General features: G+C 64.0%; 15 protein-coding genes and 1 tRNA gene. 8 read left to right on the top strand and 8 right to left on the bottom strand.

Annotated features, from left to right (window positions below):
- Positions 1–71 precede the first annotated feature (71 nt).
- The 6 genes from VGM51_10385 to cdaA all read right to left on the bottom strand — a co-directional run bounded on the left by VGM51_10385 (position 72) and on the right by cdaA (position 5245).
- Positions 72–148: transfer RNA gene (locus tag VGM51_10385), tRNA-Arg, on the bottom strand.
- A 61-nt stretch (positions 149–209) separates the two neighbouring features.
- A complete protein-coding gene (locus tag VGM51_10380; protein HEY3413446.1) occupies positions 210–1292 on the bottom strand; it encodes a PQQ-binding-like beta-propeller repeat protein in 1083 nt (360 codons plus the stop codon).
- 34 nt (positions 1293–1326) lie between these two features.
- Complete coding sequence (gene pdxT / locus VGM51_10375; protein ID HEY3413445.1) at positions 1327–1920, bottom strand: pyridoxal 5'-phosphate synthase glutaminase subunit PdxT; 594 nt, start codon at positions 1918–1920, stop codon at positions 1327–1329.
- A 192-nt stretch (positions 1921–2112) separates the two neighbouring features.
- A complete protein-coding gene (glmM, locus tag VGM51_10370) occupies positions 2113–3456 on the bottom strand; it encodes a phosphoglucosamine mutase (GenBank protein ID HEY3413444.1) in 1344 nt (447 codons plus the stop codon).
- Positions 3457–3482: 26 nt separating this feature from the next.
- Positions 3483–4409, bottom strand: coding sequence for a CdaR family protein (locus VGM51_10365; protein ID HEY3413443.1), 927 nt, complete (start codon positions 4407–4409; stop codon positions 3483–3485).
- Positions 4406–5245 carry a diadenylate cyclase CdaA gene (cdaA, locus tag VGM51_10360; protein HEY3413442.1) on the bottom strand — a complete coding sequence of 280 codons (840 nt, stop codon included), beginning with the start codon at positions 5243–5245 and terminating at the stop codon, positions 4406–4408. Before cdaA ends, VGM51_10365 begins: the two co-directional genes overlap by 4 nt.
- A 212-nt stretch (positions 5246–5457) precedes the next feature.
- On the opposite strand from cdaA, the gene pdxS reads away from it, so the two are divergent.
- The 8 genes from pdxS (at position 5458) to ndk (ending at position 13028) form a co-directional block, all read left to right on the top strand.
- Positions 5458–6348 (top strand): pyridoxal 5'-phosphate synthase lyase subunit PdxS, encoded by an 891-nt coding sequence (pdxS, locus tag VGM51_10355; GenBank protein ID HEY3413441.1) that lies wholly within the window; start codon positions 5458–5460, stop codon positions 6346–6348.
- A gap of 85 nt (positions 6349–6433) precedes the next feature.
- Positions 6434–7342 (top strand): NAD(P)-dependent oxidoreductase, encoded by a 909-nt coding sequence (locus tag VGM51_10350; GenBank protein ID HEY3413440.1) that lies wholly within the window; start codon positions 6434–6436, stop codon positions 7340–7342.
- Positions 7342–7701, top strand: a complete 360-nt coding sequence (acpS, locus tag VGM51_10345) for a holo-ACP synthase (GenBank protein HEY3413439.1) — start codon at positions 7342–7344, stop codon at positions 7699–7701. Before VGM51_10350 ends, acpS begins: the two co-directional genes overlap by 1 nt.
- 53 nt (positions 7702–7754) lie before the next feature.
- Positions 7755–9236, top strand: coding sequence for an NAD(P)H-hydrate dehydratase (locus VGM51_10340; protein HEY3413438.1), 1482 nt, complete (start codon positions 7755–7757; stop codon positions 9234–9236).
- Positions 9214–10464, top strand: coding sequence for an FHA domain-containing protein (locus VGM51_10335; GenBank protein ID HEY3413437.1), 1251 nt, complete (start codon positions 9214–9216; stop codon positions 10462–10464). Before VGM51_10340 ends, VGM51_10335 begins: the two co-directional genes overlap by 23 nt.
- Positions 10465–10467: 3 nt before the next feature.
- Complete coding sequence (locus VGM51_10330; protein HEY3413436.1) at positions 10468–11883, top strand: FHA domain-containing protein; 1416 nt, start codon at positions 10468–10470, stop codon at positions 11881–11883.
- Positions 11880–12572 (top strand): class I SAM-dependent methyltransferase, encoded by a 693-nt coding sequence (locus tag VGM51_10325; protein ID HEY3413435.1) that lies wholly within the window; start codon positions 11880–11882, stop codon positions 12570–12572. Before VGM51_10330 ends, VGM51_10325 begins: the two co-directional genes overlap by 4 nt.
- A gap of 33 nt (positions 12573–12605) precedes the next feature.
- Positions 12606–13028 (top strand): nucleoside-diphosphate kinase, encoded by a 423-nt coding sequence (gene ndk, locus VGM51_10320; GenBank protein HEY3413434.1) that lies wholly within the window; start codon positions 12606–12608, stop codon positions 13026–13028.
- A 75-nt stretch (positions 13029–13103) separates the two neighbouring features.
- Here the strand turns inward: ndk and VGM51_10315 are convergent, their stop codons facing one another.
- Positions 13104–14198: a redoxin family protein gene (locus VGM51_10315; protein HEY3413433.1), complete on the bottom strand. Its 1095-nt coding sequence runs from the start codon at positions 14196–14198 to the stop codon at positions 13104–13106.
- A 65-nt stretch (positions 14199–14263) separates the two neighbouring features.
- A complete protein-coding gene (locus VGM51_10310) occupies positions 14264–16231 on the bottom strand; it encodes an ATP-dependent DNA helicase (protein ID HEY3413432.1) in 1968 nt (655 codons plus the stop codon).
- Positions 16232–16240: the final 9 nt, after the last annotated feature.

Here is a 16240-nt window from a genome sequence, read left to right as displayed (position 1 = left end):
CCGAACGACGTAAGACCTGGTCCGCGAGGAAACGAACACGGGCTACAGCCTGACGCTATAGCCCGAAAATGTGGTGCGCTCGGAGGGACTCGAACCCCCGACCTCCAGGTCCGCAACCTGGCGCTCTATCCAACTGAGCTACGAGCGCACGCCTTCTGCATTATATCAAAGGGGACGCTGTGCGGCAAGTTTTGGCCGGGAACCGGCGCCTATCCCCGCCGCCGGAAAAGATACAGCACACGGGCGTCGGTGAGGACCGTGAAGTGTCGCCCGGCCCGGGCCATAACGCATGAGCGGATGGGCGCAATCAAACGGTGCCGCGCCCTCATGTGGCCTCCGGAATCGAGCGCGGCCAGAACACGCGCGTTGTCGTGCGTCATCACGAGAGTCGGTCCCGGGCTTGTACCCACCAGCTGCGCGGGAAAGATCAGGCCGCCAACCTCCCACAATCTTCGGCCGGAGTTCGAAAACAGGGTAACTCGCGACTCGACCACCGATTTTCGGCCGTGCCAGAGACGGGTGCGGTATCCCGCAGCCACAAAATCTCCCGCGGGAGAAAGGCTGATGCGGGCCAGATCGCCCCGGATGGTTCTCCTCCAGACTGGCGCCGCATTGTCGGTACGCCAATAGAAGGCTTCCGCAATCCCGCCCGGCGGTGGCATCGTGAGGGCGGCAAGAACGTCCCCGTTCGGCGAAATCTGAAGTCGGTAGGATTCGGCTGGCGATCCGGCGAACCGCCAAACGGTTTTCAGAGAACTCGTCAAGAGCACGATGCCGGCGGGGTCCCGGTGTGCCACCGCGATGCGTGAACCGGTGGAGTCGAGCGAAAGTGACGTTACGGTCCCTGGCAGCAGGGTGCGCTGCCAGCGCCAGCGGTGGCCCAACCGGCGCACGACCGTAACACGGGCGGGCTCGGATAGAATGACGGCGGTTTTGCCGTCGTCGGACACTTCCACAGTGCGAACATTGCCGGGAGCCTTTTCGATGCGAAGCGTCCGGCCGTGCTCGTCCAGCAGGTAAACCTTGCGGTTCGTGGAAGACTGCGGCGTGAACGCCACGCTCAACACTCCACCGTTCGCCGGAACACACGTTACCTTGTCAGGGAATCGCGTCCGCCACAAAACGCGCCCGTCTTCCGCGTACGCCTGCACCGCGCCATCCCAGTCCGCCGATACCACCACCGTCCCATCCGCGGAAACCGCGAACGACTCGCACCGGGGAAGGAAACGCGCCCAGACCCGCTCCAGAATCTGGCCCCGCACGGCGGACGCGCCCGCCAGCAGCAGGATCATCGAGGTTAAGCGGCGCGCGGCCCGGGCGGCTGTGTCAGCGCCGGTCCTCGGAGGCCATCTGAACGAACAGGTTGTGAATGCGGGTGTCATCGGTGAGTTCCGGGTGAAACGCGGCCCCAAGGAAACGCTCCTGGCGCACGGCCACCGGCATGCCGTCCCATTCGCCCAGCACGCTGACGTCGGGGCCGGCATCCAGCACGATCGGCGCGCGGATAAAGACGGCCGGCACGGGATCTTCGCCCAGCGAAGGGATGTCGATGTCCGCCTCGAACGAGTCCACCTGCCGCCCGAACGCATTTCGCCGGACGCAGATGTCCATGAGGCCAAGGCGCTGCTGGTCGCTGCCCTCGATCCGCTGGGCCATCACGATCATGCCCATGCAGGTACCAAAGACAGCCATCCCCTCCCCGGCTCTCCGCTGGATCGCGACGTCCAGGCCGTAACGCTCCATCAGCTTCCCGACGGTGGTGGACTCCCCCCCCGGGATGATGAGACCATCCAATTCTTCCAATTCCTGCGGCAACCGCACCCTGCGCACGTCTACGCCCAGGCGTTCCAGCACGGCGATATGTTCCCGGACGGCGCCCTGCAGGTCGAGCACGCCGATAACGGTTCTATGTGACTCCATACCTTCATCATAGGAAAGGAGACAGCGTACAGGGGGCGGCGTCGGTGCGACGGTGCCGGGCAAAACTCGGTCTCTTCAACATCCACCATGCTCCCCAGCAGGCTTGGTTCGCTCTGTCGCGGGGTGGCCCTCCGCATTCCGGTAAGAGGCGCAGGCGCGGCCTTTCGCGGTCGAAACGCTCACGCCAGTGTGTTAAGCCCCGATGTGGGCGCGGACGGCGTCGGCGATATGGTGAACGATGCCATGGAGCTCGTCCTGATCCGGGCCCTCCGCCATGATCCGGACGATGCTCTCCGTGCCGGATGGCCGGACATTCAGCCGGCCGCGGCCGGCCAGAGCGGCGTTGCCCTGTGCGATGGCCTTCTGTACGCCGGCGTCCTGGTCCCAGTTCTCCTTCGTTCGCACACGCACGCCGATCAGTATCTGCGGATATTCGGTCATCACCGAGGCGAGGTCACCCAGGGACCTGCCAGACTCGGACATGACGGCCAGAATCTGGAGCAGCGTCAGTAGACCGTCGCCGGTGGTGGCATATCTGGACAGGATGATATGGCCGGATTTCTCTCCGCCTACCGCCGCGCCGGACTGGCGCATCAGTTCGGCAACGTAACGGTCGCCCACGTCGGCGCGCAAGAGTGTGACCCCGATGCCGGACAGGCACTTCTCGAGGCCGAGGTTGCTCATCACCGTTCCCACGATGGTATTTGCCGGCAATTTCGGGGAATTCGCCCACTGATGGCCGAAGATGGCCATCACGTGGTCGCCGTCCACAATAGCGCCGTCGGAAGCGCATAGGATCACGCGGTCGCCATCTCCGTCGAAGGCCGCACCGAGATCGGCGCCGATGCCGCGAACCGCCACCTGAAGCGCCGTGGGATGGGTTGAGCCGCAGTCTGCGTTGATGTTGGCCCCATCCGGCGCGCAGTTGATGCGGTGGACGTCCAGGCCGAGCCGGTCCAGAACCGCGGCGTTGAGGTTGGATCCGGCTCCATTCGCGCCATCGACAACGATCCGGATGCCGCGCACCGTCGCGCCGCAGGTACGAACGCAGGCGGCGGCATATTGTTCGTGCAGGCTGTCGTCGTACGCAAAGCGGCCGACCTTTCCGGAGGGCGCCGGCCCCTTTTCATTGGAGATAGCCTCAAGCAAGTCCTCGATGCGCTGCTCGGTCGCGTCGGCCAGTTTGGCCCCGTCGGGACCAAGGAATTTGATGCCGTTTTCCGGCGCGGCGTTATGGCTGGCCGAAATGACCGCGCCCGCGGCAAATGCGCCTGTGCCGGTGAGCATCGCCACGGCGGGGGTCGTGATGACGCCGGCGGACACTACACTCACGCCGGCAGAGCAGAAACCGGCTGCCAGCGCCGCCTCCAGCATGTCTCCACTCGCGCGGGTATCCCGCCCGATCAGCACTTTTGCCCCGGGTGTGTCGGACGCCAGCGTGAGCCCGGCAGCCCTCCCGAGGGACAGCGCCAGATCCGGGGTGAGGTCGATATTGGCGGCGCCACGCACCCCGTCAGTGCCAAAAAGTTTGCCCACGTAAGGCCTCCTGCTTGAAGACGCGACTATTGCTTCGGTCGTATTCTGATGTGAATCTGCACGGATGCAGGCTGGGCGGTAACCCCATCGGGTACGACAATTTCAACTGTGCGAGAAATATCGGATCGTGAATTTGCGATGCTCAATCGACGCGTGGGAATGCTCTTGACGCCCTGCAGCAATTCCGGAGCGCCGATGAGCGTCACCATCTGCGGGTCCGTTACAACGCCGTCAAGGGTATATCCCCTGGCCGGTTTGCCCACGTACGCCGGCGAGACGAACACCTGCCGCGGCGTGTTGGTGGGCCGTTGGGTGGCCTCCACGGTGACCCACGCCGGGGCCATTTCGACTTCGGACACCGTATCGCCGTTCCGGTCCACCGCGGAAACCGCGTACTGCCCGGTGACTTGCTGATCTCCGTTCGGCAAAGCCACCATCGCGCGGTCCACATCGTTCACAGCCTCATCCGGGCCGGAGACGACCACGGAGCCCGGGCTCACTCCCCGGACATCATATCGGGTGCCGGGAGTGCTTTTTCCGGTCCACGAGATGGTGACGGGGATCGTCTTGCGGCTGATCCGACGGATTTTGACATCAACGTGATCCGGCGCGATCGAGAGGACGGACACCAGGCCCGCAAGGCTCGGCGGCAGGACCACCTTGACTTCTTCCTTACGCTGCCCCGGCAAGGCGGCATTCCGGAAGTCAATATAGGCATGTACGCTGTCGGAAGGGAGCCGGCCTGCGTAGACCTTGGGGCCATAGACGACGGCGGTGACCTGCGAGACGCCTGTCGTCGCCACGAGGTCGGGCTGGAGGCCTTTCACCTCAAGGCGAGCCTGGATCGGTTTCGTGAGCGGTTCCTGATGCAGCTTAACATCGGCCCAGAGCGCGATCGAAAGCACGAGCGCGAGGATCTTATACGCAAGGTTGTGGCGAATGACGCGTATCATGGGGCGCCCTCCGCCGGCCGCGGGGCGGGTGAGGCAAGATTCGCATCACGCCCAGGAATGCCTTCCATGAGCGTGACCAGGCGCTCGCGAAGGGTGTCCTCACGGAGGCCTCTGATCAGTCTCCCATCGTGGGAAATAGAGATGTTACCCGTTTCCTCGGAGACGACGACTACGATGGCGTCGCTGTTCTCCGTAGTGCCAAGGGCCGCGCGATGGCGCGTATGGATGCTTGTTCCGATGCCCGGGTTGCTGGTGAGTGGAAGGACGCAGCCCGCGGCGATCACCTTGTCTCCTCGGACAATCACTGCGCCGTCATGCAACGGGCCGCCCGGGTAAAAAATCGCGCTCAGCAAATCCGAGCTCAGCGCCGCCTCCAGCATGCGCCCGGACGCGATGTACTCATTGAGGCCGGTCTCGCGTTCGATGACGATAAGGGCGCCCGTGTTCCTCGAAGACAGGTTCACGGAAGCGTGTACGATCTCGTCGACTATGCGCGTGACGTCCTTGCGGTCCAGCACGCGAAAACGACTGCCCCAGAAGCCGATGCGCCCCATCTCTTCGAGAACGTGGCGCAGTTCCGGGAAAAAGAGGATCACGATGGCGACCGGCCCCAGGACCTCGAACTTCTGCAGAATCCATGACAGGGTGGAGAGGTCAAGGGCATTGCTGATCCAGAGGACGGACAGGTAAACGAGTATTCCCCACATGATCTGCCATGCCCGCGTGCCGCGCGCCCACATCAGCAGCTGGTACACCAGCGCTGCCACAAGAACGATGTCCAGCACGTTGACCAGGATGGATGTGGCGTCGAGGGACGGAAGTCCTGTTGTTATCATGCGGATGAGTTGTTGCATTTTGATCCGTGGCCGGACGGCAGAGTCGCGCCGCGCATGGGCGGGCGCGCCGGCGCGTGCCGTCGCTCGTCTGTAATATAGTTCAGCAACGCCGTCGCAAACGAACGCCTTTGTCGTTTGGGGCTATAATGGCGACAGATATCAGAGTACAACGGTGCGGCCGGGAATTCCGGCGCAAGGAGTGAACGATACTTATGACGGAAGCACAGAAATCCACCTGGAAAACCAAGGTGGGCCTCGCGGAGATGTTGCGGGGCGGCGTGATTATGGATGTTGTCACCGCGGAGCACGCCCGCATCGCCGAGGACGCCGGCGCTGTGGCGGTAATGGCTCTGGAGCGGGTCCCCTCAGACATCAGGGCGCAGGGCGGCGTGGCCAGGATGAGCGACCCGTCAATGATTCAGGCGATCAAGGACGCCGTTTCCATCCCCGTGATGGCGAAATGCCGCATCGGCCATTTCGCCGAAGCGCAAATCCTCGAAGAGCTCAAAGTCGATTTCATCGACGAGTCCGAGGTCCTTACGCCGGCTGATGAGGCCTACCACATTAACAAGCACGCATTCAAGGCGCCGTTCGTGTGCGGCTGCCGCGACCTTGGTGAAGCGCTCCGCCGCATCGGCGAAGGCGCCGCGATGATCCGCACAAAAGGCGAAGCCGGCAGCGGCAACATCGTGGAAGCCGTGCGCCATATGCGCGCCGTTACGGATGGCATTCGCCGCATACAGATGCTGCCGGATGAGGAACTGATGACCGAAGCCAAGAACCTGGGTGCGCCGTACAACCTGATCGTCGAGATCAAGGCTACCGGCAAACTCCCGGTTCCCAACTTCAGCGCCGGTGGAGTTGCCACTCCCGCCGACGCCAGCCTGATGCGCCAGATGGGCGCCGAAGCCATTTTCGTCGGCTCCGGCATCTTCAAGAGCAGCGATCCCGCGCCTCGCGCAAAGGCCATCGTGGACGCATGCACATACTTTGACCGCCCCGACATCCTCCTTGAAGCCAGCAAAGGCCTCGGGGATGCGATGCCGGGCCTCGACGTGCGCACCATGCCGGAATCCGAGAAGCTCTCGACCCGCGGCTGGTAAATATCAGGGGCCGGGGGTTGGGAGCGGGGAAACGCTGTAGTACCCTCACTCCGTTCCGTGACCCCCGGCCGCCAGAGACCAAACAATGGAAATCTGGATTGCCGGTGCGACAGGTGTACTGGCCAGGCAGGCCGTCCCGATGCTGCTTGCGGCAGGACACACTGTCGTCGGCCTCGCGCGAGACGCCTCGAAATGGCCCGGGGCGCCCCCCGCTATGCGCTTCGTTCCGTGTGACGTAACGGTGGCGGGACAGGTCATTAAAGCATTCTCCGGCGAAAAACCGGACGCCATCATCAACCTGGCCACGTCGCTGCCGTCCGAGCGCCCCAAGCACGGATATCTCGTGGCGCACGATCTGGTCCGCCGCGAAGGCACCCGCAATCTCGCGGAGGCGGCCCTTCTCGCGGACGCCTACTTCGTTCATCTCAGCTCGCACTTCGTCGCCGCGCCTCAGGGCGACAACTGGATCACCGAGGACAGCCCCTTTGCGCATACAACGCTGATGGACAGCGCCATCGACGCGGAGCGGATCGTCCAGAAAGCCCTTAACCAGGGCATGCCAGGCTGTCTGCTTCGCGCAGCCACCGTCTACAGCGCGGACAGTACGCAAACAAAGGCGATCGTGCACGGTTTGAAGACGGGGATGCCTATCCTGATCGGCTCAGGCCGCAACTTCTGGTCGTTCATCCATCCGTACGACGTCGCCACCGCAATCCTGAGGGTCTTGGAGGCACGTCCGGCGGGCGAGTCGTTCTGCATCACCGACGACCATCCCGAGCATATGGGCGAGTGCCTTACATGGCTCGCGAAGGAATTGCACGTCCACCCGCCAAAGGCGATCGCACCGTTCCTCGCGAAACTGGCGATCGGGGGCGACATGGTCGACCTGATGACCGGATCCCGTCGTGTTTCCAACGCGAAGGCGAAAGGCATGCTTGGGTGGACGCCGCGGTACCCATCGTACAAGGATGGCTTCCCGGGCACGTGGATCTGATGGACTCACTGGGCATCGACCTCATCGAAATCAGCCGCATCGCGGCCGCGGCCAAAAATCCGCGCTTCGCCCTGCGCATCTTTACCGCGCGGGAGATGGCCGCCCTCACAGGTCATCCACGCCGGATCGCCGAAGAGATGGCCGGCAAATTCGCGGCCAAGGAAGCGACCATCAAAGTGCTTGGCCGACGCACCATCTGGAAAGAGATTGAGATACTGAATCTGCCCTCCGGCAAGCCGTACGTCGTCCTTCACGGGCGTTGCGCCGAAATCGCCGCCGGCCGGGAGGTCGTGGTCAGTATTACCCATTCGCGCGAGTTTGCCGCCGCCGTCGCCGCCTATGCGGGGGCGGAAGGATGATCCCGAACCGTCCGTACGGATACCCGGTGTTCACGGCCGGGGAGTGTCGCCGGATGGACGCCGAATCGGAGCGTTACGGGATCCCAACCGCGCTCCTTATGGAGAACGCCGGCCGCGCCGTTGCCGATGCGGTCTGCCGGAGTGCGCCGCGCTCGGTGTGTGTTGTCGCGGGCGGCGGCAACAACGGGGGCGACGCCCTGGTGGCGGCACGGATGCTGTACGCTCGCGGCTGCAAGGTTGGAGTTGTCCTGTCGAAACCCCTGTCCGACCTGAGAGGTCTCGCGGCCCTCAACGCGCGTCGTTGTGCGGATGACGGCGTAACGCTGGAAGCCTCAGCGGAGTCCATATCCGCGTACGATATCATCATCGACGGCCTGCTGGGGACGGGAATCGCAGGGGCGCCGCGGGGAAGAACGGCGGAGCTGATCCAAGTAATCAATGCGTCGGGCCGGCCGGTCATAAGCATTGATGTGCCATCCGGTATCGATTCCGATGCTACCACCGCCCCGGAACTGGCCGTCCGCGCCACTACCACGGTCACGATAGGCTGCTACAAACCCGCGCTTGTGCATTTTCCGGCGGCGGAGAATGCCGGGCAGGTCCTTCTTGCCGATATCGGCTTCCCTCCCCTGTCCTTTCTCGCGGCAGATTCTTCGGTCCTTTCAGGGGGATACGTTCGGGAGCGCGTGCCCCAATGGCCGAAAGACGCGCATAAAGGCAGGCGTGGCGCTCTCCTCGTGGTGGCAGGCTCCCGCGGTATGACGGGGGCTCCGGCTATGTCTTGCAACGCGGCGGTCAATGCCGGCGCCGGACTCGTGTACCTGGCTTGCCCGGACCCGCTGGTACCGGTGATGGAGCGGAAACTGACGGAGGCGATGGCGCGGCCCGTGCCGTCGTCCGGGCGGCCGCGTTTTTCACCGGAATCGATCGACCCGGTTCTTGATCTCTTGAAAGCCGCGAAGGCCGTTGTGCTCGGCCCCGGTTTGTCCCAGGGTGAAGGCGTCCCCGAGTTCGTTGCGGGCTTCCTGGCGAGGGTTGGCAAGCCCACGCTGATAGACGCCGACGCGCTGAACATTTTGGCGTCTCTGGGACTGACCCCTCCGCCGAATTCGGTTCTCACGCCGCACCCGGGCGAGATGGCAAGGCTGTTGGGGACGACCGTGGCAGAAGTACAGGATGACCGCGTTTCGGCGGTCCGCTCCGCCGCGCGGGCATTCAACGCCACCGTCGTTCTCAAAGGGGCCCACACGCTCGTCTGCGGCCCGGACGGCCACGTGGTCGTCAACACAGTCAGCAGCAACGTCCTTGCGACCGGGGGCTCCGGTGACGTGCTCAGCGGGGTCATCGGCGCGCTGCTTTCGCAGGGACTGTCACCGATGGACGCAGCGCTCGTCGGCGTCCGTTGGCATGGAACCATGGGCGTTCTGGCGGCGTCAAGACTTGGTGGAACCGTAGGCGCGGCCACGATGCTGAAACTGCTGCCCCGCGCGCGGGAGGAGATGCTCACCACCCATGAAGCCGAAGTACTGGTCTAGCCCCCTCGGTGTGTTGTTCGCATGCGTGGCGTGTCACGCCGCCGTCACTCTGCAGTTCGCCAAGCCCGGCAAATACTCCGTATCCCTTTACGAAGACAGCGCCGTCCGACTGAGCCTGCCCGCCGAGAACGTGAAATCCCTGTCCCTCACAGACGCCTCCAAAGCCCTCACGGGCAAGGGCAAGCCCACCGTCCGGGTTATCGACCAATCCACCGGCAACTCCGCGATGGCGCCTCTGCCACCCGAAGGCACGATCGTTATCAAACCGGAGAGCTTCAAGTTCATTTCGGAAGTGATGATACGGGTCGCCGATGCGAAGGGTGGTATACCGGATACCGCGATCGCAACACTTAGGGACGGCGCAGGCATGGAGCAGTCCGTTCAGCTAAGCGCCCGGGACGAAGGAGCGGCGGTGTTCCGGTACGTCGCCAGCGGCGATGGCGCCGTAACCGTTCAACAGGGAGCGCTAACGAACCGGCAGACCATCTCGTTGCGCCTGCCACTCAAGCGGGAAACGCCCGTTCTCGAGCTGCCTGCGGTCGTCACGCTGCCGGATGGCATGAAAACTATCGCGCCATCACAGAGCAAGACGACCACGCAGCCGCAAACCACGCGCCCCCCATCCCTCCGGACCGGCGGCTTCCTGACCGGTTTCATCGGTTTTCTGATTGCGCTTCTCGCGTTCGGATTCGTCGGCCTTTACGTCGCCCGCTCGCTCCGGAACAAGGGAGTAACCGTGCAGTCCGCCCTCGCCGCGGCAGGCGTGCAATTGCCGGACGATTCGGAACCGATCCCCGTTGTCACTGCGGAACCACCCAAGCCGGTGGACCCGACAATCTGTCCCTTCTGTGGCGCGCGCAAGGATCCGAATGCGCCGTGCGCCAACTGTGCCGTCGCTCCCGGCGCACCCGTTTCAGCGTCCGTCGCCCCTGCGCCAGGCGGTGTGCCGAGGCTCGTGTGCGTGGCAGGCCCGAAGGCGGCGTCGACGTTCAATCTGGTCGGAACCATGTCGATCGGCCGCGATCCCTCCCGCGACATATCGATCCCCGACGACGCCTCGCTGTCGCGCCACCACGCCAGCGTCGAAACGGTGGGCTCCAGCGTCACGATGGTCGACAATGGCTCTTCCAACGGCACGTGGGTCAACGGCCGAAAGGTGGACCGTCAGATGCTCCGGGGCGGAGACGAAATCGTGATGGGCGCTTCGCGCTTCAGGTTCGAGGCATAGGGAATGCGTTCGAGGATTACACAGCAATGGCTTGCGGGCACCCTGGGCGGCTTCATCGGCTGGTGTCTGACGGAACCGTGCCCATGGATAACCGCTGACCGCGAGCCCGGCCAGGCGGTTGTACCGGTAACGTGGAGCCGGTTGATCGTATTCGGGATCGTGGTCGGAATGTCGATCGGCGCAGCGATTGCCGCGGCGTACGGCTCGGGTTCCAGCGGCCGCCGGAACCGCTATATGGGCCTCGGGCTGCTCTACGGGGCGATCGGCGGCGGGATCGGGCTCGCGCTCGGACAGACCATCTACCAACCCCTGACCGGTATGGCCGAAGCGCTCACGCACAACAGCGTTTTCGGCCCGTTCGGGTACCTGCTTGAAATCTTCGCCCGATCACTTGGCTGGGCCGGAATCGGATTCGGCCTCGGCGTCCTCCAGGGCGGCATCAACGGCAGCACCCAGCGCAGCCGCAACGGCGCCATTGGCGGCGTCCTGGGCGGATTCGTCGGTGGCTGTGTCTTCGCCCTTATGAGCGCGACAGTCGAATCCACTACGGCAGACGGCCGCAGCCCCTTCTTCTTCCTGACCGGTGCGATGATGCGAGGGACCGCCCTCACGCTCACCGGATCGGCCATCGGCCTCCTCGTGGGGCTCACGGAGCGGTTCCTTCGGAATGCCTGGGTGCGCGTGAAGGTGGGGCGAAACGAGGGCCAGGAGTTCCTGATCGAGAAGTCCCCCAGCACGATCGGACGCGACGAGTTGTCCGATATACCGCTTTTCGGCGATATGCAGATCGCCAGACAGCACGCGAGCATCATTGGCAAACGTGGCGCGTTTATGCTGCAGGCCGCCGCGCCGGGCGTGTATCTGAACAACGTGGCCGTCCAGAGCGCACCGCTTTCCGATGGCGACGCGATCCGGATCAGCACCCGGGAGATCGAGTTCCACCAGAAAGGCGCGCCGAGGGCGATTGGCTTGAAGGACGTCGCCAAGCCGGCCATCGCTCCCAAACCCCTTGCGCCGGAGGGCATCTGCGAGTTCTGCGGACAGCGAAAGGACGCGCTGGGCGGCTGTGCCTGCTCTCCCGCCAGTCCGGCCCCGCCGCTGCCGGGTCATGCGCCCTCGCCGGCGCGGGTGTTCCAGTTGCGCGCCCTGCGCGGTCCCTACGTCGGGCGCTCCTTCCCCCTGGAGAAGCCCGAGGTAACGCTGGGCCGCGGCGATGACCGCGATATTCGCCTGCCCGATGACACGTCGGTATCCCGCCGCCACGCCCGCTTTGTGGCCGGCCCGACCGGTATGGAGATGCTGGACGAAGGGTCGTCGAACGGGACGTGGATCAACGGCGCGCGGATCACGAGATCGCCACTGAAGCCCGGCGACGAGGTGCGATTGGGCAACTCCGTGTTCCGGGTCGAGGCGGCTTGAGCGCCCCGGTCGTCGAGTTGTGGGCCCGGCGCCTCATCGACGCGACCTCCCTCACAAAGGGTCAGACGTTCCTGGATGTCGGCGGCGGCGACGGCGCCCTGTGCGCGGCCATCGAGTCGCTCTCTGGTGCGATCGGCGCCGTTGTAGACCCTGCCGTCGATCCCAGCACCGCCGCGCCGAACCGGGTCCGAGGCACAGCGGAAGCCCTCCCCTTTCCCGATGCCGATTTCGACGTCGTATTGTTCAATCACGTAGCCCACATGCTGAAACGCCCCGTTGTGGCGCTGCGCGAGGCAGCCCGTGTTGTGTCTCCCGGCGGTCGTATCAGCGTACGCTTCTCCAGTCCCCAGAACCTGCAGAAACTTCCTTTGGCACGATGGGATCCGGAGGGATTCGAGGCCCTGGCATCGCGCGCGCCGACGATTTCGCGGATCCTGACATGGGGCAAGCGCGCCGGGTTGGGGATGTCCGCGTTTGATCTTGTCTCCACACCATTCGCCGGAACGTATGAGCAGTGGATCGCAGGAATGAGCCACATCGTGGAACAAGCCTGGCTGGAATCGGGTTGCAGAGGCAGTGTGAGCCCGGTAGCGGCGTTCGAGGCTGTTGTACGGCGGGCATACATCTCCCCGGAGCCATTCGAGGAAACGCTGCTCGTGTTTACCCGACCATACCCGCCGAATGCATAATGCACAAGGCGCAATGATCGCCCAGGAGGATAGATGGAACGCACTCTCGTAATAGTGAAGCCGGACGGGGTTCGCCGCGGACTTGTCGGCGAAATCATCGGCAGGTTTGAGGCCAAGGGGCTTCGCATCGCGGCCCTGAAACAATTGACCCCGTCGCGTGGTCTTGCGGAAGCCCATTACGAAGTCCATCGCGGCAAGCCATTTTTCGCGCCCGTGGTGGAGTTCATCACCTCCGGTCCGGTGGTTGCGATGGTCTTCGAAGGCCCCGAAGGCACAATCGAGATGGTGCGCCTGATGATGGGCAAGACAAGCCCTCTGGAAGCGGCCCCCGGCACCATCCGGGGCGATTTTGCCAACTCGACCCAGCAGAACCTGGTTCACGGTAGCGATGCCCCGGAGACGGCCGCGTCTGAGATCGCGCTGTGGTTCAACCCCGCGGAGATTGTCGGCGAATAGCCGGCGTGAGGCGAGGGGATATCGATGGGGCGGGCTTAGCCCCGCGTAGGCCGTGCCCGCCCCACGCCTCAAGAGCTACTCGGTGCACGAGCCGAAGGTGTACGAATACAGTCCGAAGCCCGAAGACGGCGACGATAGCCCCAGAACGTGCTGGCCGAACTTCGCATTGTGCGCGATCGCATACATGCGCGGCGAATCGACGTTCAAATACGGCCGGCCCTGCTCATCGAACAGGATATCGGCGCCCTTGTCGGCCACCGGGAGCGGCTTTCCATCCTGCGTGACGTAGACCCTCAGCGGCGTACCGCCTTCGGGCTTGATCACCGCGTAAAGGTCCAACGCGTGGTAGCGCAGCAATATCGCGTCATCGGGTCGCGTGGACGTGTGGATCAGCGCCTCCGGCGTGGCGCGCCACGAGCCTACCGCCACCGGAACCCCGTCCTCGTACCGGCCGGTATCCGCGTAATCCGCCGCGACGTCGCGACGGTACCCACCCCGGTTGCCCAGTTGCCCCCTTTCGTAGCCGACGTACGTCTCCCCGGTAACCGGATAACAGACCGCGTCCGGGCGGTCGGTCTCGCGGACCACATCCATCACCTTCGGCAGGGCCACTCCCGGGTCATACCGCTTCAGGAGAGATTGTATCTCGCGCTCGGTTTCGGAGTATCCGCCCTCTCCGGCATGGTCGCTGACGATGTAGCCTCGGGAGTCGATGAGGTAGTGGCGGGGCCAGTACTGGTTGCTGTAGGCGTCCCAGTTCCTGTGGTCCGAGTCAACGAGAATGGGATATGTCAGACCGAAGCGCTTGACGGCTTCCGCCACGTGTTTGCCGTCGTGCGCAAACCCGAACTCCGGCGTGTGGATGCCCACGATGAGCAGGCCCTTGTCCGAGTAGCGCTTGTTCCATTCCTTCAGGTACGGCATCGTGCGAATGCAGTTGATGCACGTATACTCCCAGAAATCCACGAGGATCGCCGCAACGGGCTTGCCGTCCGGCGTCTTGTGCGTCCGCAGGATCTCCTTCAAGGTGATGGGTGACGTGTTGATCCAGTCCGCCTTGCCGCCCACAAACTCCGGCGCGCGAACGCGCGCCTCGCTCGGCGGCGTATTCAATCCGCAGCCACTCAGCAAGATCAGAGTCGCCGCGGCAAGAGCCCAGTTCCTGGCCATATTCGTGCCTCCTGGTATATAGAAGACGCAGGGGCGGCATGGCGTTCCAACCGCCCGGACCGGGATCAGCGCGGGAAGAGACGCTCGAAGACGGGGTCATCGAGGCTGCGGATGAGAGGAGCGTTGGGCAGCGACTCGCGAACCACGCGGCCGTACCGCATGGTCACGAGGCGGGGGTCCATGATGCACACCACGCCGACGTCCGTATGCGAGCGGATGAGACGGCCGAAGCCCTGTTTCAGCGTGAGGATTGCCGCCGGCAGGCTGTATTCATTGAACCAGTCCCTGCCTTCCGCTTTGAGGCGTTCCGTGTTGGCTTGGACCACCGGGTCATCAGGATGAGCGAACGGGATCCGGTCGATGATAACGCAGCTCAGGTTGGACCCCGGCAGGTCCACGCCTTCCCAAAAGGATGCGGTGGCGCACAGGATCGGATTGCTCTCGCCGCGGAACCAGTTCAGCAGCTTGGGGCGCGGCCACTCGTCCTGGGTCATGATCGGATACGGCAGGCGGACGCTCTTCAGTATCTCGGCCACTTCCCGCATCGCCTTGTACGCGGTGAAGAGGAAGAGCGCGCGGCCTTCGGTCCGCTTGAGCAAGGGCACAGCGGTCCGCGCGACGGTTTCGTTGTAGGTTACGGCGTTGGGCGACGGCATATCCGCCGGGGCGTAGAGAGCCGCCTGCGTCTCGTAGTCAAAGGCCGGCGGCAGGATGACGTCCATCGCCATGTCCAGCCCCCACCGCCCCTTCACGTAGTTCAGAGAGTTCTCCGTCGCGAGGGTCGCGGAGGTCAACACGGCGGTCTTGTGGGGCCAGAGAGACTCCCGCAGGTGGTCGTCGATTCCCAACGGCGCGGATTTGAGCGTGAACAACGTTTGCGCCTCGCCTTGCGCGCCTTTGGAGCGAAGGCCGGAGGTCTGGCACTCCAGCCAATGAACGAAATCGTTGGGGCCATTGGGTTCATCGCTCATAACCCCGGCGAAGTGTTTCCATCGCATCTGCAGCCCCTGTGTTTGCAGGAGCAGCGAGTCCCGCTGGAGGATCGATTTCGCCTTCGCCGCTTCGGCGCTTTCCTCGAAGAGGTTGTAATCCTCGACCGGGGTGTCCTTGATGAAATCCATCGCGTCGGCGAGGGCGGCGTCAAACTCCTGCGCGATCTGGAGCAGTTTCGGATCGCGCCAGATCCGTCGAGTTCTGAAACTGCCGTGCGCTGCCCAATCGGCGTAGTGTTCGTCCGCATCCGCCAGCACCTGCTCGACGCGCCACGGGATACCCTTGATACGCTTAGCGATCTTTCGGAGGAGATTGCGGGCGGCGTAGCGGCCGATCTGGACGGTGAACGCGTCGGTCGCGGCGCTTTCGATTTTGTGGGCCTCATCGAAGACCACGATGTTGTGCTTCGGCAGGACAAATCCGCCGCTGGCCACATCGGTCATGTACAGCGCGTGGTTCGCCACGATGATGTCGGCGCCCTCGAGCGCGGCGCGGGCATCCATATAGGGGCATCGGTGGTAGTGTTCGCACCGCGGCCCGTGGCACTCCTCGCTGGCGCACGTCAGCTCCTGCCGCCAGAGGCGGTTTTCAACCCGAAACGGCAGCGTCGCGACATCCCCATCCCACGTATTGGCGCGCCACAACTCAATGATGTCGTCCAGTTGCTGACGCTCTTCGCCGATGGGTGGCAGCGCCCGGTCGGCCTCTTCCATGTGCATGGGGCAAAGGTAGTTCTGCCGGCCCTTCGCGAGCGCGAAATTGAACGGACGGCCGTACGTCTCGGCGAGGAAGACGAGGTCTTTGTCCATCAACTGGGACTGAAGGGCGATCGTGCCGGTGGATACGACGGCGCATCCCTCCTGGCCCAGAAGGGGAATCAGATACGCCATCGTCTTGCCGCTGCCGGTCCCGGCCTCCACAACGGCGCTGATGCCTTCGGCGATGGCGCGCTCAACGACCTGCGCCATGCGCGTTTGCTGCGGCCGCGGCTCATAACGCGGCAGCGCTCCGAGAACCTGTTGTAGTTTCTCTTCGACCATTCAACTGGC

The organism is Armatimonadota bacterium, assembly GCA_036504095.1.
Taxonomy (GTDB): Bacteria; Armatimonadota; DTGP01; order JAKQQT01; family JAKQQT01; genus DASXUL01.
Note: the sequence above shows the minus strand (reverse complement) of the source record. Positions and strands in the feature narration are given on the sequence as shown.

Bases quoted from the DNA above. Each gene is read 5' to 3' on its own strand.
- VGM51_10365 (HEY3413443.1), bottom strand. From the start codon at position 4,409: ATGATACGCGTCATTCGCCACAACCTTGCGTATAAGATCCTCGCGCTC.
- pdxT (HEY3413445.1), bottom strand. From the start codon at position 1,920: ATGGAGTCACATAGAACCGTTATCGGCGTGCTCGACCTGCAGGGCGCC.
- VGM51_10340 (HEY3413438.1), top strand. From the start codon at position 7,755: ATGGACGCCGAATCGGAGCGTTACGGGATCCCAACCGCGCTCCTTATG.
- pdxS (HEY3413441.1), top strand. From the start codon at position 5,458: ATGACGGAAGCACAGAAATCCACCTGGAAAACCAAGGTGGGCCTCGCG.
- cdaA (HEY3413442.1), bottom strand. From the start codon at position 5,245: ATGATAACAACAGGACTTCCGTCCCTCGACGCCACATCCATCCTGGTC.
- acpS (HEY3413439.1), top strand. From the start codon at position 7,342: ATGGACTCACTGGGCATCGACCTCATCGAAATCAGCCGCATCGCGGCC.
- ndk (HEY3413434.1), top strand. From the start codon at position 12,606: ATGGAACGCACTCTCGTAATAGTGAAGCCGGACGGGGTTCGCCGCGGA.
- VGM51_10335 (HEY3413437.1), top strand. From the start codon at position 9,214: ATGAAGCCGAAGTACTGGTCTAGCCCCCTCGGTGTGTTGTTCGCATGC.
- VGM51_10350 (HEY3413440.1), top strand. From the start codon at position 6,434: ATGGAAATCTGGATTGCCGGTGCGACAGGTGTACTGGCCAGGCAGGCC.
- VGM51_10315 (HEY3413433.1), bottom strand. From the start codon at position 14,198: ATGGCCAGGAACTGGGCTCTTGCCGCGGCGACTCTGATCTTGCTGAGT.
- VGM51_10330 (HEY3413436.1), top strand. From the start codon at position 10,468: ATGCGTTCGAGGATTACACAGCAATGGCTTGCGGGCACCCTGGGCGGC.
- VGM51_10310 (HEY3413432.1), bottom strand. From the start codon at position 16,231: ATGGTCGAAGAGAAACTACAACAGGTTCTCGGAGCGCTGCCGCGTTAT.
- VGM51_10380 (HEY3413446.1), bottom strand. From the start codon at position 1,292: ATGATCCTGCTGCTGGCGGGCGCGTCCGCCGTGCGGGGCCAGATTCTG.